Annotated in this window: 23 protein-coding genes and 5 tRNA genes; 14 read left to right on the top strand and 14 right to left on the bottom strand. The window is 50.7% G+C overall.

Going from position 1 to position 22023, the window contains the following annotated elements:
* Window positions 1–6 precede the first annotated feature (6 nt).
* Window positions 7–444 carry a DUF411 domain-containing protein gene (locus tag BZJ17_RS08365; RefSeq protein ID WP_077457312.1) on the top strand — a complete coding sequence of 146 codons (438 nt, stop codon included), beginning with the start codon at window positions 7–9 and terminating at the stop codon, window positions 442–444.
* 55 nt (window positions 445–499) lie between these two features.
* Here BZJ17_RS08365 and BZJ17_RS08360 read toward each other — a convergent pair.
* Together BZJ17_RS08360 and BZJ17_RS08355 are read right to left on the bottom strand one after the other, a co-directional pair.
* A tRNA-Pro gene (locus tag BZJ17_RS08360) sits at window positions 500–576 on the bottom strand.
* A gap of 141 nt (window positions 577–717) precedes the next feature.
* Window positions 718–794 (bottom strand) — tRNA-Pro (locus BZJ17_RS08355).
* A gap of 305 nt (window positions 795–1099) precedes the next feature.
* Between BZJ17_RS08355 and BZJ17_RS08350 the strand changes: the two genes are divergently transcribed.
* Both BZJ17_RS08350 and smrA read left to right on the top strand, forming a co-directional pair.
* Entirely contained in the window at window positions 1100–1237 is a 138-nt protein-coding gene (locus BZJ17_RS08350) for a DUF3149 domain-containing protein (RefSeq protein WP_069587366.1), read from the top strand.
* A gap of 147 nt (window positions 1238–1384) precedes the next feature.
* A complete protein-coding gene (gene smrA / locus BZJ17_RS08345; protein ID WP_077457314.1) occupies window positions 1385–1969 on the top strand; it encodes a DNA endonuclease SmrA in 585 nt (194 codons plus the stop codon).
* A gap of 101 nt (window positions 1970–2070) precedes the next feature.
* Here the strand turns inward: smrA and BZJ17_RS08340 are convergent, their stop codons facing one another.
* From BZJ17_RS08340 to BZJ17_RS08315, 6 genes are all read right to left on the bottom strand, one after another.
* Entirely contained in the window at window positions 2071–2685 is a 615-nt protein-coding gene (locus BZJ17_RS08340) for a LysE family transporter (protein WP_069587367.1), read from the bottom strand.
* 18 nt (window positions 2686–2703) lie between these two features.
* Window positions 2704–3177 carry a Cys-tRNA(Pro) deacylase gene (gene ybaK, locus BZJ17_RS08335; RefSeq protein ID WP_069587476.1) on the bottom strand — a complete coding sequence of 158 codons (474 nt, stop codon included), beginning with the start codon at window positions 3175–3177 and terminating at the stop codon, window positions 2704–2706.
* 98 nt (window positions 3178–3275) lie between these two features.
* A complete protein-coding gene (gene ushA, locus BZJ17_RS08330) occupies window positions 3276–4949 on the bottom strand; it encodes a bifunctional UDP-sugar hydrolase/5'-nucleotidase UshA (protein ID WP_077640416.1) in 1674 nt (557 codons plus the stop codon).
* Between the two features lie 312 nt (window positions 4950–5261).
* Entirely contained in the window at window positions 5262–6605 is a 1344-nt protein-coding gene (locus BZJ17_RS08325) for a Na+/H+ antiporter NhaC family protein (protein ID WP_077640415.1), read from the bottom strand.
* Between the two features lie 321 nt (window positions 6606–6926).
* A complete protein-coding gene (locus BZJ17_RS08320; protein ID WP_077457322.1) occupies window positions 6927–8474 on the bottom strand; it encodes a DHA2 family efflux MFS transporter permease subunit in 1548 nt (515 codons plus the stop codon).
* A 2-nt stretch (window positions 8475–8476) separates the two neighbouring features.
* Window positions 8477–9517: an HlyD family secretion protein gene (locus BZJ17_RS08315; RefSeq protein WP_077640414.1), complete on the bottom strand. Its 1041-nt coding sequence runs from the start codon at window positions 9515–9517 to the stop codon at window positions 8477–8479.
* Between the two features lie 131 nt (window positions 9518–9648).
* Between BZJ17_RS08315 and BZJ17_RS08310 the strand changes: the two genes are divergently transcribed.
* The gene (locus tag BZJ17_RS08310) at window positions 9649–10563 is read left to right on the top strand and encodes a LysR family transcriptional regulator (protein WP_077640475.1); all 915 of its coding nucleotides are present in this window, start codon (window positions 9649–9651) and stop codon (window positions 10561–10563) included.
* 100 nt (window positions 10564–10663) lie between these two features.
* The gene (locus tag BZJ17_RS08305; RefSeq protein ID WP_077640413.1) at window positions 10664–11104 is read left to right on the top strand and encodes a TM2 domain-containing protein; all 441 of its coding nucleotides are present in this window, start codon (window positions 10664–10666) and stop codon (window positions 11102–11104) included.
* Between the two features lie 106 nt (window positions 11105–11210).
* Here the strand turns inward: BZJ17_RS08305 and kdsA are convergent, their stop codons facing one another.
* The 6 genes from kdsA to hemA are packed head-to-tail and all read right to left on the bottom strand — an operon-like array spanning window position 11211 to window position 16530.
* On the bottom strand, window positions 11211–12062 hold the full coding sequence (gene kdsA, locus BZJ17_RS08300; RefSeq protein WP_077457326.1) for a 3-deoxy-8-phosphooctulonate synthase: 852 nt from the start codon (window positions 12060–12062) through the stop codon (window positions 11211–11213).
* Between the two features lie 33 nt (window positions 12063–12095).
* Window positions 12096–12902, bottom strand: a complete 807-nt coding sequence (locus BZJ17_RS08295; protein WP_069587373.1) for a tetratricopeptide repeat protein — start codon at window positions 12900–12902, stop codon at window positions 12096–12098.
* Between the two features lie 4 nt (window positions 12903–12906).
* Window positions 12907–13290, bottom strand: a complete 384-nt coding sequence (locus BZJ17_RS08290; protein WP_077640474.1) for a SirB2 family protein — start codon at window positions 13288–13290, stop codon at window positions 12907–12909.
* 32 nt (window positions 13291–13322) lie between these two features.
* On the bottom strand, window positions 13323–14168 hold the full coding sequence (gene prmC / locus BZJ17_RS08285; protein ID WP_077640412.1) for a peptide chain release factor N(5)-glutamine methyltransferase: 846 nt from the start codon (window positions 14166–14168) through the stop codon (window positions 13323–13325).
* Between the two features lie 2 nt (window positions 14169–14170).
* A complete protein-coding gene (gene prfA / locus BZJ17_RS08280) occupies window positions 14171–15259 on the bottom strand; it encodes a peptide chain release factor 1 (RefSeq protein WP_069587375.1) in 1089 nt (362 codons plus the stop codon).
* 11 nt (window positions 15260–15270) lie between these two features.
* The gene (gene hemA / locus BZJ17_RS08275; protein WP_069587376.1) at window positions 15271–16530 is read right to left on the bottom strand and encodes a glutamyl-tRNA reductase; all 1260 of its coding nucleotides are present in this window, start codon (window positions 16528–16530) and stop codon (window positions 15271–15273) included.
* Between the two features lie 270 nt (window positions 16531–16800).
* Here hemA and lolB point away from each other — a divergent pair, with 270 nt between their 5' ends.
* The 9 genes from lolB to BZJ17_RS08230 all read left to right on the top strand — a co-directional run.
* Complete coding sequence (gene lolB / locus BZJ17_RS08270) at window positions 16801–17391, top strand: lipoprotein insertase outer membrane protein LolB (RefSeq protein WP_077640411.1); 591 nt, start codon at window positions 16801–16803, stop codon at window positions 17389–17391.
* Window positions 17381–18241: a 4-(cytidine 5'-diphospho)-2-C-methyl-D-erythritol kinase gene (gene ispE / locus BZJ17_RS08265; RefSeq protein ID WP_077640410.1), complete on the top strand. Its 861-nt coding sequence runs from the start codon at window positions 17381–17383 to the stop codon at window positions 18239–18241. Before lolB ends, ispE begins: the two co-directional genes overlap by 11 nt.
* Before the next feature lie 32 nt (window positions 18242–18273).
* Window positions 18274–19221 (top strand): ribose-phosphate pyrophosphokinase, encoded by a 948-nt coding sequence (locus tag BZJ17_RS08260; RefSeq protein ID WP_131825056.1) that lies wholly within the window; start codon window positions 18274–18276, stop codon window positions 19219–19221.
* 170 nt (window positions 19222–19391) lie between these two features.
* Window positions 19392–19982, top strand: a complete 591-nt coding sequence (pth, locus tag BZJ17_RS08255; RefSeq protein WP_077640409.1) for an aminoacyl-tRNA hydrolase — start codon at window positions 19392–19394, stop codon at window positions 19980–19982.
* Window positions 19983–20007: 25 nt separating this feature from the next.
* Window positions 20008–21099, top strand: a complete 1092-nt coding sequence (gene ychF, locus BZJ17_RS08250) for a redox-regulated ATPase YchF (RefSeq protein ID WP_069587380.1) — start codon at window positions 20008–20010, stop codon at window positions 21097–21099.
* A 257-nt stretch (window positions 21100–21356) separates the two neighbouring features.
* Window positions 21357–21433 (top strand) — tRNA-Met (locus BZJ17_RS08245).
* Window positions 21434–21483: 50 nt separating this feature from the next.
* A tRNA-Leu gene (locus tag BZJ17_RS08240) sits at window positions 21484–21570 on the top strand.
* Window positions 21571–21615: 45 nt separating this feature from the next.
* Window positions 21616–21700 (top strand) — tRNA-Leu (locus BZJ17_RS08235).
* Between the two features lie 145 nt (window positions 21701–21845).
* On the top strand, window positions 21846–22023 hold a 178-nt coding region (locus BZJ17_RS08230; RefSeq protein WP_131826803.1), incomplete at its 3' end, for a DeoR family transcriptional regulator.

Here is a 22023-nt window from a genome sequence, read left to right as displayed (position 1 = left end):
GCGATAATGAAGCGTTTACAACGACTTGTAGCAACCGTAGGCCTGATGAGTGCCTCAGCGATGGCCGCGAGCGGTGTGGTGTATAAATCGCCCAGCTGTGGCTGTTGCGACGATTGGGTTGAGCACATGGAGCAAGCCGGCTTTGAGCTGGAGGTTAAACCGCACAACAATATGGCGGCCGTCAAACAAGAGATGGGTGTGCCTGCCGACATGCAATCATGTCACACTGCACGCATCAACGGCTACGTGATTGAGGGCCATGTGCCCGCACAGGAAGTGAAAAAGCTCCTTGCCACCCATACAGGCTATGAAGGTCTCGCTGTTGCTGGCATGCCGATCGGCTCGCCGGGTATGGAATATGGCGATCGTCACCAGCCATATACGGTGATGGCATTTGACGAGACAGGTCATACTGAGGCTTTCCAGCACTATCCTAAGCCTTAAGTACTCACCTGCAATAAAACGAAAAAACCCCAGCCGAGAGGCTGAGGTTTTGTATTGGTCGGTGAAGAGGGATTCGAACCCCCGACCCTCTGGTCCCAAACCAGATGCGCTACCAAACTGCGCTATTCACCGTTAATGCTTTTTACGTCAACTAAGTAACCTTCGATCACTCAGTTTAAAATAGTGGTCGGTGAAGAGGGCTTCGATGGGGCGGCCTTCCGTGCGACCGGGCTCCCGGACCCCGACCAAATACGCTCTCCACTAACTGAATAGTGGTCGGTGAAGAGGGATTCGAACCCCCGACCCTCTGGTCCCAAACCAGATGCGCTACCAAACTGCGCTATTCACCGACATATGACAAGTTTTACGAATTGACGTTTATCTTGTCAAGCGAAGGGCTATGCGACCAAGTGCATCCCCGCGCTGAGGTGGCCTATAATACTCAAGCCCACCGAAACCTCAAGCCCTGTCCGATAAATTTTTTCTTGTTCACGCTTAAGCGGTGAAAGAAACGTCAGTTACGCAGAGACTGTGATCCAATCCCCGTTAACATATGTTTATTATTTGTTCGTCCTCTGACTTGATCCTGATCAGTATTCAACTAACTGCCTATTGGCATTCTGACCCTACATTAACGGACACGAGGGTACAGACTATGGACTTTTGGCTTGATCTCCTTTTCGGCAATGCAGTCGGCTTGTCATCCATGATTGTCATCATCTGTACATTTGGCTTAATCAGTTTTTTTGGTGGTTACTTCATCTACAAAGTGATGACGTCCAAACCTCAGTAACCTGTTTTTTATTGCCTACCTAACTTTAAGCATTCTTGCTTAGTCCAGGGTCACATGGTTGGTCACAGAGTGTGGCTCTGGGTTTCTTTTTTTAATTTCGTTTATACTGTCCCCAAATCGTATCAAACCACACATGGCATAAGAGCGATGAGTGATAAAAATGAGTTTGATTTGTTCCGCGAGATGATGTCTGACGTTGACCCCATTGAGCAGGACAAAGTAGAGACCCAACCGGCATCTCACCAACCAACTGAAGCACAGCTGGCACGACAGCAAGCGGCGCAAAAGCTGGCCGACAGCGACCCTGAGTATTTGTCGTTGGATTACGCCACCATGGTGAAACCGGACGAAGTCATGGCCTATAAGCGCGCGGGTGTGCAAGAAGGCGTGTTCCGTAAACTGCGTTTAGGGAAGTATGACATTCACGCAAGGCTCGACCTGCATAAGATGTCGTTGGAAAAAGCACGCGATGAAATTTTACGCTTTTTAAAACAATGTCAGCGTATGGATATTCGTACCGTGGTGATTGTGCATGGTAAAGGAGAGCGCAGTAACCCGCCGGCCATGATGAAAAGCTATGTGTGCCAGTGGTTACAGCAAATCTCAGATGTCCTTTGTTATCACTCGGCGCTGCGCCATCAAGGTGGCTCGGGAGCGCTTTACGTGATGCTGAAAAAAAGCCAAGAGAAAAAATTGGAAACGCGCGAGCGCCATTTGAGCCGCCGCGCCTAGCGAATGTGCCCCAACACGATACGGCGCTGTCTTGCGCCAAAGAAAAAAGACTGGTGAGCCACCAGTCTTTTTTTGTACTTATGTTTCGGCCGTTATGCGGTTTAAAGCGTCACTACCACCCGCACCGATAGCGCGATTAATACCACGCCTGAGAGCTTATCCACCCACACGGCATGTTGGCGTAGCTTATCGACCACACTGGCGCTGGAGAGCAGAAACGCGATCAGGGTATACCATAAGCCATCAATCAGTAGCGGTGTTAAAACAATCACACTGCGACTAAAAAAATCGGTACCAATGGCGACAAACTGACTAAATAAGGCAATGAAAAAGAGCGCCAGTTTGGGGTTAAGCATCGAGATCATCGCACCATCCCGCGCTGCCTCACCTAAGCTTGCCGGTTTACCCGCTTCAAGTTTGGACGCCACGCCACCTTGGCTCAACAAAGATTTGACGCCAAGCCACGCTAAGTAAGCTGCCCCTGTATAGGCAATCCCTGTAAAGAGTAACGGCGATTGTTTGAAGATCACGGCTAAGCCCAACATGGTGATCAGCGCATACAAACCGACGCCAAGCGCATGCGCCCAAGACGCAACAATACCGTGTAAGCGACTGTTGGCGAGGCTATGTTTCGCCATCACCACCAAACTCGGCCCGGGCGACATCGCACCGAGCATACACACAAGCGCCAATGAGGCCCAAATGGTGAATGTCATACTGGATTATCCTTATGGTTATTCGCCGATCGCCGCGTACTTTCCCGCAGTCAACGCCAACAAATCCGCTGGCGATAGTTCTATTTCTAATCCACGACGACCGGCGCTGACACAGATCGTCTCAAACTGTTGTGCAGACGCATCAAGTAGCGTTGGCAAGCGTTTCTTTTGTCCCAGAGGGCTGATCCCGCCAACCAAATAGCCTGTCACCCGTTGTGCATTCGCCGGCTCCGCCATCACCGCCTTTTTACCGCCTGCAGCTTTGGCTGCCGCTTTCAGGTTGAGCGAGCCTTTCACCGGCACGACCGCGACCGCTAGTTGTTTACTGTCACCATTGATGCAAAACAACAGCGTTTTGAATACCCGCGCAGGATCTTGCCCAAGTGCTTGCACCGCTTCTTCGCCAAAGTGTTGGTTGTTAGGATCGTGTTCATATTGATGAACGTTAAACTTAATCCCATGTTTTTCAGCTAATTTAATCGCTGGTGTCATCATGCTTCTCTACAGCTAAAACACATCACACTATCATTGCATAAAAAAAGCGGCACCGCATCGGTACCGCTTTGTCATCATGGCAATCTTAATCAGATTTACTTGTAAACAATTTCGCCCTTCGGTGCGTAGTCGTTCACATCAATTGGGCTGTGCGCTTCTAGGTAGTCTTTCAGCACTTCAGCATCCACGAAACCTGTGTTTACGTTACCTGGATGGTTGGTCAGTTTTGGATAACCGTCACCACCCGCTGCGTTAAAGCTTGGCACGGTGAAGCGGTAAGTTTTGTCCATATCTAATGGCTCACCACCGATTTTCACATCGTGAACTTTACCGTTTTCAACCACCATCGAGATACCGGCAAACTGTACATACGCACCAGAATCAACTGGCTTAGTGCCGACAACATTCAGGTAGTCCAGCACTTCTTTACCGCTCATATCGGTGTACGTCACCATGTTGCCAAATGGTTGTACTTTCAATACGTCTTTGTAAGTGATGTCGCCAGCAGGAATCGAATCACGTACGCCGCCGGAGTTCATCACCGCAAAGTCTGCTTTCGCACGCTCCATGTGTGACATGGCGATCAGGCGACCAAGGTTGGTTTGTTGGAAACGCACCACATCACGATCACCTTCAAGCTTGCCATTGCTCTTAGCAATTTTGACGTTGAGTTTTTCTTGGCCTTTGTCTTGGTATGGCTTCAAGAAGTCATACAGCGCTTGATCTTTCGCGATTTCATCTTGGATGAAGACACGTTTCTTCTCACCGTTCACCTTGATTTTTTTCTTCAGGTTCACAGGGATCAGATCATAGCTAACGAGATTCAAATCGCCGTTTTGGAATTCAAACTCCGCCTTACCGACATATTTGCCCCACTCGTGCGCTTGCATGATCCACGCACCGTTTTGCTGGTCTGGCGTACATGCATCACCCGGCTGGAAGTTTTTGTTGTACATGTTTGGACCTTCCATGCACACCGGCTCTTGCGAGTGTCCACCGATGATCAGATCCAAATCACCTTCGTCAATATAACGCGCGAGCGCCACATCACCCGGTGCGTTCACGCCGCTCTTACCATCGGCATAGTGGCCCATGTGTGTAGCAGCAATGATGATGTCTGGGTGCTCGGTTTCTTTCAACTCTGCGATCAGTTTCTTCGCTTCCGCTTTTGGATCACGGAATTCCAATGAACCGATATACTCTGGGTTACCAATTTTGGCGGTATCTTCCGTGGTTAAGCCAATCACAGCAACTTTAAGGCCGTTGCGCTCAAACATTTGATAAGCTTGGAATTTGCGCTCGCCTGTCTCTTTATCATAGATGTTGGCTGACAGCATTGGGAAGTCGGCCCATTGCATTTGCTTTTCAAGCACGCTCAGTGGGTTATCAAACTCGTGGTTACCGATCGCCATCGCATCGTAACCAATTTGCGTCATGCCTTTAAAATCAGGTTCCGCTTGTAGCAAGTCAGACTCAGGCACACCGGTGTTGATATCACCGCCTGAGAGCAATAGCACCTCGCTGCCTTCTGCTTTTGCTTCGGCACGCAACTCATCAATCAGCGTTTTGCGCGCAGCCATGCCGTATTCGCCGTAGCGGTTGTGCCAGAAACGACCGTGGTGATCGTTGGTATGAAGAATGGTTAACTTATAAGTGGTATCTGGCGCCCAACCGTGTTCTGGTGTTTCTGAGTCTGTATTGGCGCACCCTGCCAATGACGCAATTAACGCAGCACTGACCGCTGCCTTCAAAGAAAGACGTTCCTTCATGATCTAAGACCTTATTAGCGATGGATAAGCCACCATCGACGACTGTCGACGATTAGAAAACGCCGACTAGTTTAAAAGAATTCATGCTATCTCGCTGGTCTATTTCATTATTTTGTTGCAATGATCACCGTCAGTTGGGCAAAAACCGTCACTTTGGTGATCGAGTCATAAGTTATAGAGCCTAAACTCTAATCAATAGCAAAATCGGCGCATCCTTTGCTTGCGATTTCGCTAGAGCCAAGAAAAAAGCCTTTGCGTTAGGCAAAGGCTTTATGAGGTGAGCCATTTTAATAGCGCGTTATCAGACCATTACTACTGACGGGCGTGAAACCAGTGTCGGCTGGCAATAGCAACCAGTGCAGAAATGGCAAGGAAGAAGCAGTAGTACGAGTGGCTTACAATCACCAGTGGCGAGAGACCAAAGCTGGCACCCAGCAGCAGGATTTGCGCGCCATAGGGGATCACACCCTGTACCACACACGAGAAAATATCGAGCAAGCTGGCACTGCGTTTCGCTGGCACCTCGTGTTCACTGGCAATGTTCTTCGCCACTTGCCCTGACACTACGATAGCAACCGTGTTGTTGGCGGTACACACGTTGGCGAATGATACCAACAAGGCTATTCCAAACTCGCTGGCCCGTGAGTGGTGGTTGCCTTGGTTTTTCTGGAAACGGGCAATCACTTTATTGACCGTGTTGGTTAAAAAGCTTAATCCACCTTGGCAACGCATCAGCTCTGCAATACCGCCAATCATCAAAGACAAGATGAAGATCTCTTGCATGCTGGCAAAGCCGTCTTTGACATGCTGGCTAAAGCTCATCAAGGTAAAATCTGGCGTGCTCATCAACCCGACGCCCATCGCCAGCAAAATCCCCGCAGTCAGCACCACAAACACATTCAGCCCTGCGAGCGCCAAGACGATGATAGAAAGGTACGGCACAACCGCGAGATAATTAATGCTTTCAGGCGCGTCCACCGGCGCACTTTGGTTGTTGAACACAAATAAGATAATGGCAGCAATGGCGGCAGGAATGGCTATCCCGACGTTCTCTTTAAACTTGTCGCGCATGCTACAGCCTTGTGAGCGTGTTGCCGCGATCGTGGTATCGGAAATAAACGACAGGTTGTCACCGAACATCGCACCGCTGAGCAGCACCCCCGCCATCACTGCCGGTGACTGGCCGGTCGCGGTCGCCATGTTCAATGCAAAGGGAGCCAGTGCGGCAATGGTGCCCATTGACGTACCCATTGCCGTGGAGATAAAGGCCGCAATCACAAACAGTCCCGGCAGAATCAGGCTTTCTGGGATCAAGGTCAGCCCCAGATTGACCGTCGCCTGCACACCGCCCGTGGCGTCAGCCACCGATGAGAAGGCACCCGCCAGCAGGTAAATCATACACATGGCGATAATATCACCATGACCCATGCCACGGATAAGCTGTTCAATCGCGGTATTCAGCCGCTCACGGCTGAGTGCAAGTGCCACCATCACCGCTGGTAAAATGGCGACATGTGCGGGCAATTGATAGAAGGCGTAGTCCGCCCCTTCTAAGGTAAAGTAAACGCCTGCACCAATAAAAAGGGTTAAGAATAATAATAGGGGCAGCAGTGCAAGGGCAGAAGGCTGCGGCGTTGTGTTTGCAGATGTTGTCATGGCAGTTTTTGTAATACCTCTTATAAAACTGTGATCCAGATTACAGCCCTCTAGCCATCCAGTCAACAAATAGACGTCTAAACATCTAAAAACCTTAACGGCTCGTATTCACTGCTAGACAGTGTTTCGCAACCAAGGCTGAACTTGCCCGCAAGACGACCCCGAACAAATGACACGGTGGCAGACGAAAAGACAGCGACAATAGCCGAATACATCGGACAACACCGTTTGTCGGTCAAGCTACTTGAACTTATCAGGAAGGATAGCGAAGGAAGCGGCAGTACACCGCTCCCATTTTGCGTGGTGACTATCGAGCGGGAGTTAGTCTTCGAGCGAGAGGATCACTACGGCTGCCAATGCTAAAAAGCCGGTCATCACAGTAAAGGCATCGTTGTACGCCATGATCGCGGCGTCACGTTGCATCACACTCAACACGCTGGCTTGTGCTTGATGCAACGCAGTGGTGGCATCACTGCCTGTGGCGATAAACCAATCTGTTTGTTGGTGCAAACGCTGCCAACCTTGCTCGCTCACTGTGGACAAGGTGGCTTTGATGTTCGCCAAGTGCAAGCGTGTTTGGTTATCTAGCAAGGTCGCTATCATGGCAATGCTAAACGCACCGCCCAAATTACGCATCACATTGGTGAGTGTGGATGCATCTGGCGTGTCATCACGCTGGATATGCTTCAGTGCCACTATCGACAAAGGCACCATAATAAATGGACTACCAATGGCACGCAGGATCATGGATAAAACCAGCTGCTGACCACCAAAATCGACGGTCATGTGTGTATTGACGTAACAACTTAGCCCAAACATTACAAAGCCAAATGTCACCATGTGAGTTGGGCGAAACACGCGCATTAACTTGGGCACGAGCGGAAAGAGTAGCAACTGTGGCAACCCCATCCACATCAGCACTTGGCCAATTTGCATCGCGTTGTAGTGTTGGATCTGGGTGAGATAGAGCGGCAACACGTAAATCGAGCCCAGTAAGGCCATACCCAAAATTAAATAGGCAAAGCAGGATAAGGCAAATTGCTTGTCTTTCAGTAGCCGCAAGTTCACCAGTGGACGGGGGTGTTGCAGTTCGTTAATCACAAAGTAGACGATGTTCACCACGGAAATCGCACTGAGCGTAAGAATAAATGATGAGCCAAACCAATCTTCACGATTGCCCTCTTCAAGCACCACTTCTAAGCAGCCAAGCCCTAATGCCATAGTGGCAATTCCGACCCAATCGGCCTTTTTCAGCAATGACAATGATAACGGCGTATCCTCAAGCCCGTAGCGGATCATGGCTATCACCAGCATTGCTGGTGGAATATTGATGTAGAAAATATAGTGCCACGACAGATTTTCCGTCAGCCAGCCACCAAAGGTCGGTCCAATAGCAGGCGCAAACGTCGCCGTGACACCGAACATCGCCATACCAATCGCCCGTTTGTTGGCAGGTAGCAGTTGCACCACCAGCGAGAAAGCCAGTGGGATCAGCGCGCCGCCACTAAATCCTTGCATGGCGCGAAACACGATCATCGCACTCATGTTCCATGACAGTGAGCACAAAAAAGATGACAGCGTAAACACCGCAGTGGTCCATGTCAGATAGCGCCGTACGCCCAGCGCCCGCGATAACCAGCCACTGAGCGGGATCGCAATCATCTCTGCCACCAGATAGGAGGTCGAGATCCACGAACTTTCGTCCAAGGTCGCCGACAGCGCCCCTTGAATATCTTTTAGCGATGCATTGGTGATTTGAATGTCGAGAATGGCCATAAAGGCCCCAATCAACCCACCCAAGAGGGCAATCCAGTTTTTGAGCGGTACGTGATCGCTGTAGGCATCGGCCGTTAACGCAGTCGCGGTCATCTTCAGCCTCGTGTATCTACCGTTGCAATCACAGATAGCCCAGGCAATAACTTGGCTTTAAGTGGCTGATCGGGGATCCGGACTTTAATCGGCACCCGCTGAACAATTTTCGTAAAGTTCCCCGTGGCATTTTCAGGGGGCAGCAGCGCAAACTGTGCGCCCGTGGCTGGCGAGAAGCTATCGACCACGCCATGCAGTGCTTGTCCGGGAAACGCGTCCACTTCAATATCCACCGATTGCCCCGGCTGAATATGCGCGAGCTGTGTTTCTTTAAAATTCGCTTCAACCCACACCTCCCCTTGAGGCACCAAGCTGACTAACGGCATACCCGGCTGAACCAGCATGCCAACGCGTAAGCTCCGTTTGCCAATCACCCCATCAACGGGCGCATAAAGGCGGGTATCATCCAAGTTAAGCTGCGCTTGAGTCAGCTTAGCGGTGGCGTCATCAATCGCAGCTTGGGCTTGTTTCAGCTCACTGGCTAACACGGCCAATTGGTCACTGGCGGCATGATGCGCGGCTTTAGCTTGTTCTAGCTGGGCGAGTCGCACTTTTTGCTGCGCAAGTTGGGCATCCAATTCATCTTCAGAGGAATAATGCTGCGCGATTAAACGCTGGGTACGGGCCACTTGCTGCTTGGCGCGATCGTACTCAGCTTGCGCGGATGCCATCTGACTCGCGGCTTGGCGGATCTTACTGTGCTGTAAGGTTTGCTGTGCGTGCAGATGCTCGACATTCGCGCTTGCCGAGGCGAGTGCTGCTTTAGCTTGGGAGACCGCGGCACGATAATCGCGATCGTCAATTTCGGCCAATAAGGTTCCGGCTTTTACAAATTGGTTGTCGTCGACATATCGGGCCACGATATAGCCAGAGACTTTAGGACTGATGGTGACAATATCCCCTTTTAGGTAGGCGTTATCGGTCGACACATGATACTGCCCCTCCATCCACCAGTACCCGGCACCAAGCGCACCAATCACGAGGAATATCAAGGTCGCCAATAGTGGCGCTTTAACGCGTTTCGAAGCGGTTGAGGCTGTCATGAGGTCTCACTAATGTTAATTAAATCAATACCAAGCAAAGTGTTTCGAATTGTAAACCAATCGTATTAATTAATAATCGCGCTATAATCAAAAACACTGTTGCACAAATTAACCTAATCAGAGGAAGGATGTTGGACTTCAATGCGCTCGCCATCCTAGTGAAAGTGGTGGAATTAGGCAGTTTCACGCAAGCGGCTGAGGCACTGGGAATGACAAAATCGACGGTCAGTCGAAAAGTCTCTGACCTTGAGCGCAATCTAGGTGTGCGTTTGATCACGCGCTCCACGCGCAGTTTAAAGCTGACCGCAGAGGGCGAGCGCTTTTACCAATCGTGCCTGTTGGCGAAAGACATCATGGAACAGGCAGAAGTTGAAATCACCGCTCACCAAGAATTGATCCAAGGGGATTTAAATGTGGTGATGCCCGTTGAGCTCGGTCATCAGGTATTGGGGCCTTACATCAACGAGTTCATCAAGCTGCATCCGCATATCCGCGTGCACCTTGAGATGAGTAACCGTGAAGTCGACATTATTGGTGAAGGCATTGACCTCTACGCGCAAGTCGGGACACGCAAAGACTCAAACCTCGTTTCACGCCTGCTCACCAATTCAACCCGTGTGGTAGCGGCAAGCCCAGCGTATTTAGCCGAAACTGGCATGGTGCAAAGTCCTGCCGATCTTCGTTCACCGCATCGCCAAGTCAAAGTGTATAACCAAGCAGTGAAGCTGTTAGCGTGGGAGTTATTTGACAAGCAGGGGCAGAGTTTTAGTGTCGACCTCCCCTATCAGCTGCGGGTCAACACCATTACAGCCTCGTTGCAGGCATGCCTTGATGGCCTCGGCATTGCGGTATTGCCGACGTTCTTATGTCGTCCGCACTTTGAGTCAGGTCGTTTGGTCCAACTGCTTAGCGACTGGCAAATGCCGACGGTACCCATCAGCTTGGTGTATGCCAATCGTACCTTGATGCCCAAACGACTCCGCACTCTGATTGACTATTTAGTAACGCGCCTAAACGAAGACATGCAACAAGGTGTGACTCCTTGAAAAACTGTCTAGCCAGTTCAACATAAAAATAAATTACTGGACAATAAGTAAAAGTGTGCTAAAAACTTTGTCTATTTTTTTCTACGCTACAGGAGTAAAAATGAAAGGGGTAATAAAGAGCTTTGACAATACAAAGCGCGAAGGTCTGATCACCGGTGAAGACGGTATTGAATATAATCTAACAATGGACGAGTGGAAATCTGGCACGCTACCAGAGACTGGTATGAATGTTGATTTTGCGCTATCCAATGGAAAGGCTACCGCTGTATTCGGTGAAGCAGTATCCTCGACCAGCTCAAAGAAAATACCAGCAGCCTTGTTGGCTTTCTTCTTTGGGGCATTTGGCGTACATAAATTCTATCTTGGCTATACCAAAGAAGGCCTAATCATGTTGTTAGCCTTCCTATTTGGCTTTATCTTGCTTGGTATCCCTAGCATAGTTATAGGGATTATTGCTTTTGTTGAATTCATCATTTATCTGATCAAAACAGATAAAGAGTTTGAAGCGACCTATGTAAATGGCCACAAAGGCTGGTTTTAACAGTACTCTCTGACTACACGTTGTCACCTTTACAGCATCATATTTACTTATGAGTCCAAAAAAGCTGCCAATGGGCAGCTTTTTATAGGTCTCGATCATTCGCGAATTAGCGAATATCAATCTCTGCAAAGTTTTTAATCACATCATCCAGCGCTTTCATTTGCGCAAGGAAAGGCTCGAGTTTATCCAGCGGTAGTGCTGAAGGGCCATCACAACGTGCGTTGTCTGGATCTGGATGCGCCTCAATGAACAAGCCCGCAATCTTGGTCCCTAAACCAGCACGCGCTAAATCCACCGTTTGTTGGCGACGGCCACCAGATGCAGCGCCCATCGGATCGCGACATTGCAGGGCATGAGTAACATCAAAGATGATCGGGCTGCCGTTAGAGGCCTTTTTCATCACATCAAAGCCCAGCATATCTACGACCAAGTTATCGTAACCGTGGCAGCTGCCACGCTCACACAAAATCACTTTCTCGTTGCCGCACTCCGCGAATTTATCCACGATATTCCCCACTTGGCCTGGGCTCATAAACTGGGGTTTTTTCACGTTGATCACCGCATCGGTTTTGGCCATCGCTGCCACCAAGTCGGTTTGGCGGGCCAAGAACGCTGGCAGTTGGATCACGTCCGCCACTTCCGCTACGGGTGCCGCTTGCTCTTGCTCATGAATGTCGGTGATCACTTTGACGCCAAAGGTGCTTTTCAGCTCTTCAAAGATCTTCAGGCCTTCTTCCATTCCCGGTCCACGGTATGAGTGTACGGATGAACGGTTCGCCTTATCAAAGGAGGCTTTGAAGACATAAGGGATGCCCAGTTTGTCCGTTACCTTGACGTAGTGCTCACAGATTTGCATCGCTAAATCGCGAGACTCCAGCACATTCATGCCAGCAAACAGCGTAAAAGGACGGTCGTTAGCCACTGGCATATCGCCAATATGAACGGTTTTTTGCGTCATGGTCAGTTCCTTGGTCGCACTAAACGTAGCGCGCTAATGTAAAGTCGGTTGTTCTTCGTTGAGCACTTTCACTTGCATCTTTAACAGCTCTGCCGCCGGATCATCCGGGCATTGCTCAATAAAGTACTCATAGTCGGTCGCCGCAACCCGATCACAATCGAGTTGCTGAAAGATATAGCCGCGATCGCGAATCTCGTATGGGTCGTCAGGGCTAAAGGTTAGCGCGAGTTCGCTACAACGTAATGCCATCGCGTACTTTTCTTCGCGCAATAACGCACTTTTGGCGACGGCCAACCAGCGACCAATGATCGATGGGTGGTCACTCACTTCAAGGTGCGATGGCTCTAGCTCAGCAAAAGGCCCTTGACTGCCTATCAGCCAGCCACGCAGGGTTCGCATGCTAACACGCTCACCATCAAATGGATTGAGGTATACGGGGGTGTCTTCTAACTCATCAATGCGCAACAGCAGCTGAGTTGGAAAGCCTACCGGTTTGACGGGTAGCGAGAGGCGCTCACACAGGTACAAAAAGATCGCACCTAGCGAGACTGGGATCCCTTTTTTGCGCGACAGTACATGGTGAATAAAGACGTTCTCCGAGGAAAAGTATTGCTCGAAGTCGCCCGTAAATTGCCATTGATGATAGAAAAGGCGACGCAAGCCCTCGAGGCGCAAAGCCATATCGGGTTCGCTGCCCAGCAGATGTTCGGCTTCGTCCGCCAACAGCTCCAGTGAGGCCTGAACGTGATTAACATCGATCGACGGATCGAGCGCGTGGTTCAATGTTAAGGCGCCCTCTGCCAGTGTGAGCTGATCCAGTTGTTGATCGGTTAATGGCATCCTGTTATCCCATTAGGTGTGGTACTTTCGTTAACGCTAAATTGGCTGCTGCGTATGCCCAACCCAAGGCGCCAAAGAACGCAAAGGTGCGAAAGAGTTTGCCACGGCTGTAGTGCAAGGTGACAAATCCGAGCGCAATGTAAGCCAGTACACAAGTCAGCTTTTCGGTCATCCACGCCCCGCTTGGCGTAAATGGCACAAAACCTGTTACAAAAATCAGGCCAATTCCGGTGGTCAATAATACGGTATCGACAACATGGGGTGTCGCTTTGACCCATTTTTTGTTGAGCATCTCACTGCCACGCATCACCCAGAAAAAGCGGATCACGAATAGCGAAAGGCTCAAGACAATACTCAATAAATGGGTATGCTTTAGTGCCATGTAGATCATAAAAAGTTCCTGCTTCCAGTCAGTTAGAATTATACGTTCTGAGCGACAGTGACTCTATCGAGCCCAGCGAGATCCTGCTGGGTTGCAATATTGCCCCATCCTTGTCGTTGCCAAAGCGCGCGCACTGCTGCGCCTTGGTCATAGCCATGCTCTACCATTAGCCAACCAGATGCGGCCAAATATGTCCGCGCAGTCGCACCAATGTGGCGAATATCTGCCAGCCCACTCTCGTCTGCCACCAGCGCACTCGCCGGTTCAAACCGTACGTCGCCTTGCTGCAAATGCGGATCGGCACCGTCGATATAGGGCGGGTTGCTGACAATCAGATCAAAAGGCTGCATGTCGCTGAGCGCATCAAACCAATCACTTTGAATAAAGTGCGCATTGGTGATTTGATTGTCGTGTGCATTCCGGCTGGCTAATAATACCGCCTCAGGCATCACATCGACGCCCACCACGGTGGCATCGGCACGCTCTGATGCAATCGCCAATGCAATCGCCCCCGTGCCTGTACCTAAATCCAATATCCGACATGGCTTATCCGGTAACACCGCCAGTGCTTGCTCGACTAACAGTTCCGTTTCTGGGCGTGGGATCAAGGTCGCGGGCGATACCGACAGGCGCAGCGTCCAAAAGTCGCGATAGCCAAGAATATACGCCACGGGTTCGCCTTGCAGACGACGCGCAAACAGCTGACGAAACTGGGCAAGCTGAGCAGCGGTCAGTTTACGGTCAGGCCAGGTATACAAATAACTGGTGGGCTGATCGAGCACGTGACAAAGCAGCACCTTCACGTCAATGGCCGCCGAGCCATGCCCGACAGCGCTTAATTCATGGGTACTATCCGCTAACAGTGCGCTAATCGTGGCAGTCATAATTATTGTTGCTCTGACAACGCCGCGAGTTGGTCGGCCTGATGCTCTTGAATCACAGGGTCAACCAAGCTATCCAAATCGCCTTGCATCACTTCATCTAAACGATAAAGGGTTAAGTTGATACGGTGATCAGACACTCGGCCTTGTGGATAGTTGTAAGTACGGATACGGTCGGAGCGATCGCCTGAGCCTAACAAGTTACGACGTGTTGAGGCTTCTTCGGCAGCGCGCTTTTCTTCTTCCGCTTTAATCAAACGAGCGGCCAGTACTGACATCGCTTTGGCGCGGTTTTTATGCTGTGAACGTTCGTCTTGACATTCCACCACTGTGCCGGTTGGCAAGTGGGTGATACGAATGGCTGAGTCGGTGGTGTTAACGTGCTGACCACCCGCCCCCGATGCACGGAAGGTGTCCACTTTCAAGTCAGCAGGGTTAATCTCTGGAATTTCTGCTTCTGGCACTTCAGGCAAAATGGCAACGGTACACGCAGAGGTATGTACGCGGCCTTGCGATTCTGTCGCCGGCACGCGCTGGACACGGTGGCCGCCAGATTCAAATTTCAGCACACCATATGCGCCCTCGCCTGCCACGCGCGCGATCACTTCTTTAAAACCGCCGTGCTCACCATCGCTCGCGCTGATGATTTCAATCTTCCAGCCACGTTGCTCGGCATAACGGCTATACATACGGTATAGGTCGCCTGCAAAAATCGCGGCCTCATCACCGCCGGCGCCGGCACGGATCTCAAGGAAGCAGTTGCGATCATCATTAGGGTCTTTGGGGAGGAGCAAGATTTGCAGCTCGTCGGTCAAGTCGGCAATGCTCTGCTTGGCCTGTTCGACTTCCTCTTGCGCCATTTCGCGCATCTCTGGGTCGTCCTCATTTGCCATTTCTTCTGCGGCTACCAAGTCTTCTTGCGCTTGCTTGAACTGACCAAAACACTTAATCACTTCTTCAAGCTGAGAGTATTCTTTGGACAGCGCACGGAACTTGTTCTGATCGTTAATGATCTCTGGCGTACCTAACAGGTGCTGAACTTCTTCATAACGCTCGGCCAGTGATTCTAGCTTGGCTAAAATTGATGCTTTCATAAATCTCTTCGTTAGTTATCACTGTCCAGCCCAAGACAGGCACGCATCACCGCCAGTTTTTCTGGCTCACCATTTTGTGCTGCTTGCTGCATTGCCTGTGTCGGCGTATGGATCAGTTTATTTGTTAGACGATTGCTCAATTGGCGCAATACGCTTTCGGCATCTGCGCCATTGGCCAACGCCTGAATGCTTTGTTCAAGCTCGGCTTGTTTGATCTGCTCCGATTGAGTGCGGAATTGCTTAATACTATCAACCGCCTCTCGTGAGCGTAGCCAACGCATGAAATCGGCGCTTTCTTCCGTCACGATCGCTTCGGCTTGGATCGCGGCTACTTTACGCTGTTCGCGATTGCGTTCCACGATAGATTGCAAATCATCCACACTATACAGATACGCGTCGGCTAGGTTGCCCACTTCTTCTTCAATGTCTCTTGGCACGGCGATATCGATCAGCAACATTGGCTGGTGACGGCGCTGTTTCAGTGCTTTTTCTACCATGCCTTTACCGATAAGCGGCAAAGGGGCGGCCGTTGAGCTAATCACGATATCTGCTTTCGCCAAGTGCTCTGGGATCGCTTCAAGCCCAATCACCTGCGCATTAAATTGGTCTGCCAAACACTGCGCACGAGATTGAGTCCGATTGGCCACGATAATGTTGCTGCACTTGTGTTCATGCAGGTGCTTGGCCACTAATTCTATCGTCTCACCCGCCCCGACCAGTAAGGTGGTGACGTCGGATAACGACTCAAAGATCTGACGCGCCAAGGTACAAGCCGCAAAAGCAACAGAGACCGCATTGCCGCCGATGTCCGTCTCGGTTCTCACCCGCTTGGCAACGGCGAACACTTTTTGAAACAGCTTTTCCAGCGGGCCCGCAATCAGATTGGCTTTTCCGGAACTGGCATAAGCCTGCTTTACTTGGCCTAGAATTTGTGGCTCACCGAGTACCAAAGAGTCCAACCCACACGCTACGCGCATCAGGTGTTTCACCGCCGCTTGTTCCTCGTGATAGTAAATACTCGCCATCAGGCTATCACTGCTTAGGTGATGAAAATTGGTCAACCAATCCACCAGCACGCCGATCCCCGGCTGACGCATGTCGGCGTACAGCTCAGTGCGGTTACACGTTGAGACGATCACACAGCTTCGCACTTGAGGGTGGTCGGTCAGTTGCTGCAACGCTTGTTCCAGTTGTTGCGGCGAAAAGGCGACTTTCTCCCGCAAGTCAACGGGGGCCGTTTTGTGATTGATTCCGAGAACTAACAGGCTCATGAAGCGTTGTTACCGACAGCACCAGTAAGGATTGGAGCGGAGGATTTTACTTGATGGCCCCCGTGAATTAAAGCGAACATTGATATGCATCATCCTCTTGGCGTGGAAATGTGAAGCCTCGCGAGATTGGTGGCTTCCTCGCCAAACCCGTACCGCATGCACGGATACAGGCACGATAGGCGTCTTCTTTCTCCGCACAGCTTGTGGCAAAGTAAGCGCATCACGGCCCTGATGCCGCTTTATTGACGTCAAAGAAAGGATACTCAGCACATGCTTGCTCCCCTACGCGCCTGCGTCATCGCCGCCTGTATTGCTATTTTATCGGGCTGTGCCACCGCTCCACCACCGTCGACCCAATGGCAAGCGCATCAGTCGGCGTTAACGGCCATCGATAGGTACACGGCGAAAGGCAAGGTCGCGTTTATTTCACCCCAAGAGCGGTTTTCAGCGAATTTGTATTGGCATCATCAGCCAGAACAATCCACGCTCCGTCTGACCAATTTTTTAGGGACCACGCTGCTCTCGCTGACTATCGATCCACAGCGTGCCACCGTGGTGGATGACCAAGGCCAAGTTTATACCGACTCAAATGCAGCTCGCTTAATTGAGCGGTTGACCGGCATGTCGTTACCGATTGACGCGCTGCCCGCTTGGTTGCTTGGCTTGCCACAATCGCGAGATCAATTTGAGCTCGGCGATGACAACCGCCTCGCCCGTTTAAGCAACGCCCAAGGCTGGACCATTGATTATCTCGGTTACGATGGTAGCACGCAGCCGGCGCTGCCTTCGCGTATCACCTTAAAAAGCCCCCAGCAAACCGTAAAGCTGGTTATCTCCAATTGGACGCTTGATGATGAATGACACCACATTTTGGCCCGCTCCCGCCAAACTGAACCTCTTCTTGTATATCAATGGCCGCCGTGAGGACGGCTACCACGAACTYCAAACCTTGTTTCAGTTTTTGGACGTGGGCGATACCCTTGCCATTACGCCTAACCAAACAGGGACGATCAGCCTCAGCCCTGCCATGGAAGGAGTGAAAGAAGACGATAATTTGATTGTCAAAGCCGCCAAGGCGCTGCAAGCCCACACAGGATGTCCCTACGGGGCGCACATTAATATCGACAAACGGCTCCCTATGGGCGGTGGATTAGGGGGCGGCTCATCAGATGCCGCCACCACCTTGGTTGCGCTCAATCATTTATGGCAGACCCAAGTCAGCGCTGATGAATTGGCGGCTCTTGGATTGCGTTTGGGTGCCGATGTGCCTATTTTTATTCATGGTCAGGCAGCATTGGCTGAGGGCGTGGGTGAAAAATTTACACCGGTGTTACCGGAAGAAAAAGTTTACTTAGTGGTTAAGCCGGACGTGTCGATTTCGACCGCTGCAATTTTCACGCATCCTCAGTTGCAAAGAAACACGCCAAAGCGCACAGTTTCTGAGCTAATGGGGCAAAAATACGAAAACGATTGCGAAAAGATAGCCCGTAAACAATTCCCCGAGGTTGATAAGGCTGTTTCGTGGCTGCTAGAATACGCGCCGTCTAGGATGACTGGGACAGGCGCGTGCGTGTTTGCCGAGTTTGACACCGCACAAGATGCCCAGGCCACACTCGACATAATGCCTAACTGGCTGACAGGGTTTGTTGCACGTGGGTTGAACCGTTCACCCCTACTTGATGCGCTACAGCAGCAAACTGTGAGTCAGTGACTACTAAATGGATGCAACCCGAGGTTTCCACCGTGCCTGATATGAAGCTGTTCGCTGGTAACGCGACACCCGTTCTCGCCCAACGTATCGCAAACCGTCTTTACATGTCACTGGGTGACGCCACTGTCGGCCGTTTTTCTGACGGCGAAGTGTGTGTTCAGATTAACGAGAACGTGCGCGGTAGTGACGTGTTCGTCCTCCAATCTACCTGTGCACCGACCAATGACAACTTAATGGAATTGGTCGTGATGATAGACGCGTTCCGACGTGCATCGGCAGGTCGTATAACCGCAGTAATCCCTTACTTTGGTTATGCCCGTCAAGACCGCCGCGTACGTTCCTCCCGTGTTCCTATCACCGCAAAAGTTATTGCAGATTTTCTTTCCAACGTTGGCGTTGACCGCGTCCTCACCGTTGATCTCCACGCAGAGCAAATCCAAGGCTTCTTCGACGTGCCTGTCGACAACATCTTTGGCACCCCTGTTTTGCTTGAAGACATGCTAGCGAAGAACTTGGAAGATCCTGTTGTTGTCTCTCCTGACATCGGCGGCGTGGTTCGTGCGCGTGCAACCGCAAAACTGCTCGACGATACCGACATTGCCATCATCGATAAACGTCGTCCACGTGCGAACGTGTCTCAAGTTATGCACTTGATTGGTGACGTTGAAGGCCGTGACTGCATCATCGTTGATGACATGATCGATACCGGTGGCACCCTGTGTAAAGCCGCTGAAGCGCTGAAAAACCGTGGTGCTAAACGTGTATTCGCTTACGCGACTCACCCTGTATTTTCTGGCGACGCGCCGAAAAACATTGCGGAATCTGTCATCGATGAAATCGTGGTGACCGACTCCATTCCGCTAAGCGCAGAAATCCAAGCTACCGGCCGAGTCTCACAACTGACTCTGTCTGGCATGCTAGCGGAAGCGATTCGCCGTATCAGCAACGAAGAATCCATCTCTGCGATGTTTAATTCGTAATAGACGCATCCTTAGTAACAGCGCCCTGCCTCTGTGCAGGGCGTTTTTTTATCTGTCTATTTTCAGTGCTGACTCGACCGCTGAGTCGTAACAATGGTAGGATATGGCGCCTTTTGGGGTGGGCAGAATGCTCACCGGCTATGATGGGTAGATAAACAGCGAGAAACATCGTGAGTAATCAGATCCGCTTATTAGTTGGATTGGCCAATCCGGGGCCAGAATATGCCCAAACACGCCACAACGCGGGCGCTTGGGTCGTGCAAGAACTTGCGCGGATCCACAATGCACCGCTGAAAGAAGAAAAAAAGTTTTTTGGCCTGACCGGCCGCATTACCGTACACGGTCAAGATCTGCGTTTGTTGATCCCAACCACTTACATGAATTTGTCCGGTAAAGCCGTTCAAGCACTGGCTAATTTTTACAATATTCCCGCCAATGCCATCATGGTGGCGCATGACGAGCTAGACTTGCCACCGGGTGTGGCAAAGTTTAAGCAAGGCGGTGGACACGGAGGACATAATGGCCTGCGTGACATCATCAGTAAATTAGCTAACGATAAATCGTTCTACCGACTCCGGATTGGTATTGGCCATCCGGGTCACAAAGACAAGGTAGCGGGATATGTGCTCACCAAAGCCCCCGCCAACGAGCAAAGCCTGATCGAACAGGCCACGGACGAGGCGGTTCGTAGCCTCGATATCTTGCTCAAAGACGATCTTGCCAAAGCGCAAAACCGTCTGCATACCTTCAAAGCACAGTAATTTTTGATTAAAGGGTTACCATCTCATGGGTTTTAAATGTGGCATCGTGGGCCTACCAAACGTAGGTAAATCCACTCTGTTTAATGCACTGACCAAAGCTGGCATTGACGCAGCTAACTTTCCATTCTGTACCATCGAGCCAAACACAGGCGTGGTGCCTGTGCCTGACTTGCGCTTGGATGCGTTAGCCAAGATTGTTAACCCCCAAAAAGTGCTGCCAACCACCATGGAATTTGTGGATATCGCGGGACTGGTAGCCGGTGCATCACGTGGTGAAGGCTTAGGAAATAAGTTCCTCGCTAACATCCGCGAAACCGATGCAATTGGTCACGTGGTACGTTGTTTTGAAAACGACAACATTGTTCACGTTGCCGGTAAAGTCGACCCTGCGGATGATATCGATGTTATCAACACCGAGCTGGCACTGGCCGACCTTGAAAGCTGTGAGCGCGCCATTCAGCGCAACACCAAAAAAGCCAAGGGTGGCGACAAAGACGCCAAGTTTGAGCTAACAGTGCTTGAAAAACTGCTGCCTGTGCTGGAAGAAGGCAACATGTTGCGTTCTGTCGAGCTAAGCAAAGAAGAAGAAGCGGCAGTACAATACCTCAACTTCTTGACGCTTAAGCCCACTATGTACATTGCCAACGTCAACGATGATGGCTTTGAAAACAACCCTTACCTCGACAAAGTACGTGAGATTGCCGCGCAAGAAGGTGCCACCGTGGTTGCCGTGTGCGCGGAAATTGAAGGCGAAATTGCCGAGTTAGACGCCGAAGAAGCGGCTGCGTTCTTGGAAGAAATGGGGCTGGAAGAGCCAGGCCTTAACCGTGTGATTCGCGCCGGTTATGAACTGCTTACCCTGCAAACCTATTTCACGGCGGGTGTTAAAGAAGTGCGTGCTTGGACCGTGCCAATTGGCGCCACTGCTCCGCAAGCGGCAGGTAAAATCCACACTGACTTCGAAAAAGGCTTTATCCGTGCTGAAGTAGTCGGTTATGAAGACTATATTGCGAACAATGGCGAAAGCGGCGCGAAAGAAGCCGGTAAATGGCGCCTAGAAGGCAAAGACTACATCGTAAAAGATGGCGATGTGATCCATTTCCGCTTTAACGTATAAGCGCGTAATGCCTCTTGGGTGAGTTGTCGAGACCCCACCCTTATCAGATAAAACCAGCCTCCAGGCTGGTTTTTTTCTTCCCACCGTTCAACGCTATCCGCCACCTCCTCGGTAGGCTTTGCCGCTAAATTGTCCAAAATGGCGATTATTGCAGCCAATGAATGCAAAATCGCAAAAAAAACAATAACCAGACCTTGACGACTTTCGCCCAGATCCGCATAATTCGCAGCGTCTTAAGGCACTACGCCTGACAGAGTGGCTACGTAGCTCAGTTGGTTAGAGCACATCACTCATAATGATGGGGTCACAGGTTCGAATCCCGTCGTAGCCACCATTATTTTTATAATTCGGTCTGCGTTTTCGTCACCGGGTTATCCACCTTTTGCGGAGGTGGCGGAATTGGTAGACGCGCTAGCTTCAGGTGCTAGTGTCCGAAAGGACGTGAGGGTTCAAGTCCCTCCCCCCGCACCAAGACAATTGGTACTCAGCCCGCCCGCTGAGCTATCATAAAAATATGCGGAAGTGGCGGAATTGGTAGACGCACCAGATTTAGGTTCTGGCGCCGCAAGGTGTGAGAGTTCAAGTCTCTCCTTCCGCACCATCTTAGAAGCCCATCAGCTGTTGCTGGTGGGCTTTTTTGTTATTTCTTTTTTATCCGCTTATTTCTCGTCACTTTTTGTGTTCTTTTCTTGATCTTTGATGTGTTTTCACTACCATAAGTTTCGAAACGAAAGTTGGTAGGTTACATGTCGAAACGAAACACGCAACAGCGTCGTCATACCATCGTTACCTTGCTTACCGAGCAGGGCAGCGTCAGCGTTGACGAACTCTCTCAACGCTTTGAAACGTCAGAAGTGACTATCCGTAAGGATCTTGCCGAGCTAGAAAAAAATGGCCTGTTGCTGCGCCGTTATGGCGGAGCGG

Source organism: Salinivibrio sp. IB574 (genome assembly GCF_001996205.1).
Lineage (GTDB): Bacteria > Pseudomonadota > Gammaproteobacteria > Enterobacterales > Vibrionaceae > Salinivibrio > Salinivibrio proteolyticus.
This window is presented reverse-complemented; position numbering and strand designations above follow the sequence as displayed.

Bases quoted from the DNA above. Each gene is read 5' to 3' on its own strand.
- BZJ17_RS08365 (WP_077457312.1), top strand. From the start codon at position 7: ATGAAGCGTTTACAACGACTTGTAGCAACCGTAGGCCTGATGAGTGCC.
- BZJ17_RS08350 (WP_069587366.1), top strand. From the start codon at position 1,100: ATGGACTTTTGGCTTGATCTCCTTTTCGGCAATGCAGTCGGCTTGTCA.
- smrA (WP_077457314.1), top strand. From the start codon at position 1,385: ATGAGTGATAAAAATGAGTTTGATTTGTTCCGCGAGATGATGTCTGAC.
- BZJ17_RS08340 (WP_069587367.1), bottom strand. From the start codon at position 2,685: ATGACATTCACCATTTGGGCCTCATTGGCGCTTGTGTGTATGCTCGGT.
- ybaK (WP_069587476.1), bottom strand. From the start codon at position 3,177: ATGACACCAGCGATTAAATTAGCTGAAAAACATGGGATTAAGTTTAAC.
- ushA (WP_077640416.1), bottom strand. From the start codon at position 4,949: ATGAAGGAACGTCTTTCTTTGAAGGCAGCGGTCAGTGCTGCGTTAATT.
- BZJ17_RS08325 (WP_077640415.1), bottom strand. From the start codon at position 6,605: ATGACAACATCTGCAAACACAACGCCGCAGCCTTCTGCCCTTGCACTG.
- BZJ17_RS08320 (WP_077457322.1), bottom strand. From the start codon at position 8,474: ATGACCGCGACTGCGTTAACGGCCGATGCCTACAGCGATCACGTACCG.
- BZJ17_RS08315 (WP_077640414.1), bottom strand. From the start codon at position 9,517: ATGACAGCCTCAACCGCTTCGAAACGCGTTAAAGCGCCACTATTGGCG.
- BZJ17_RS08305 (WP_077640413.1), top strand. From the start codon at position 10,664: ATGAAAGGGGTAATAAAGAGCTTTGACAATACAAAGCGCGAAGGTCTG.
- kdsA (WP_077457326.1), bottom strand. From the start codon at position 12,062: ATGACGCAAAAAACCGTTCATATTGGCGATATGCCAGTGGCTAACGAC.
- BZJ17_RS08295 (WP_069587373.1), bottom strand. From the start codon at position 12,902: ATGCCATTAACCGATCAACAACTGGATCAGCTCACACTGGCAGAGGGC.
- prmC (WP_077640412.1), bottom strand. From the start codon at position 14,168: ATGACTGCCACGATTAGCGCACTGTTAGCGGATAGTACCCATGAATTA.
- prfA (WP_069587375.1), bottom strand. From the start codon at position 15,259: ATGAAAGCATCAATTTTAGCCAAGCTAGAATCACTGGCCGAGCGTTAT.
- hemA (WP_069587376.1), bottom strand. From the start codon at position 16,530: ATGAGCCTGTTAGTTCTCGGAATCAATCACAAAACGGCCCCCGTTGAC.
- lolB (WP_077640411.1), top strand. From the start codon at position 16,801: ATGCTTGCTCCCCTACGCGCCTGCGTCATCGCCGCCTGTATTGCTATT.
- ychF (WP_069587380.1), top strand. From the start codon at position 20,008: ATGGGTTTTAAATGTGGCATCGTGGGCCTACCAAACGTAGGTAAATCC.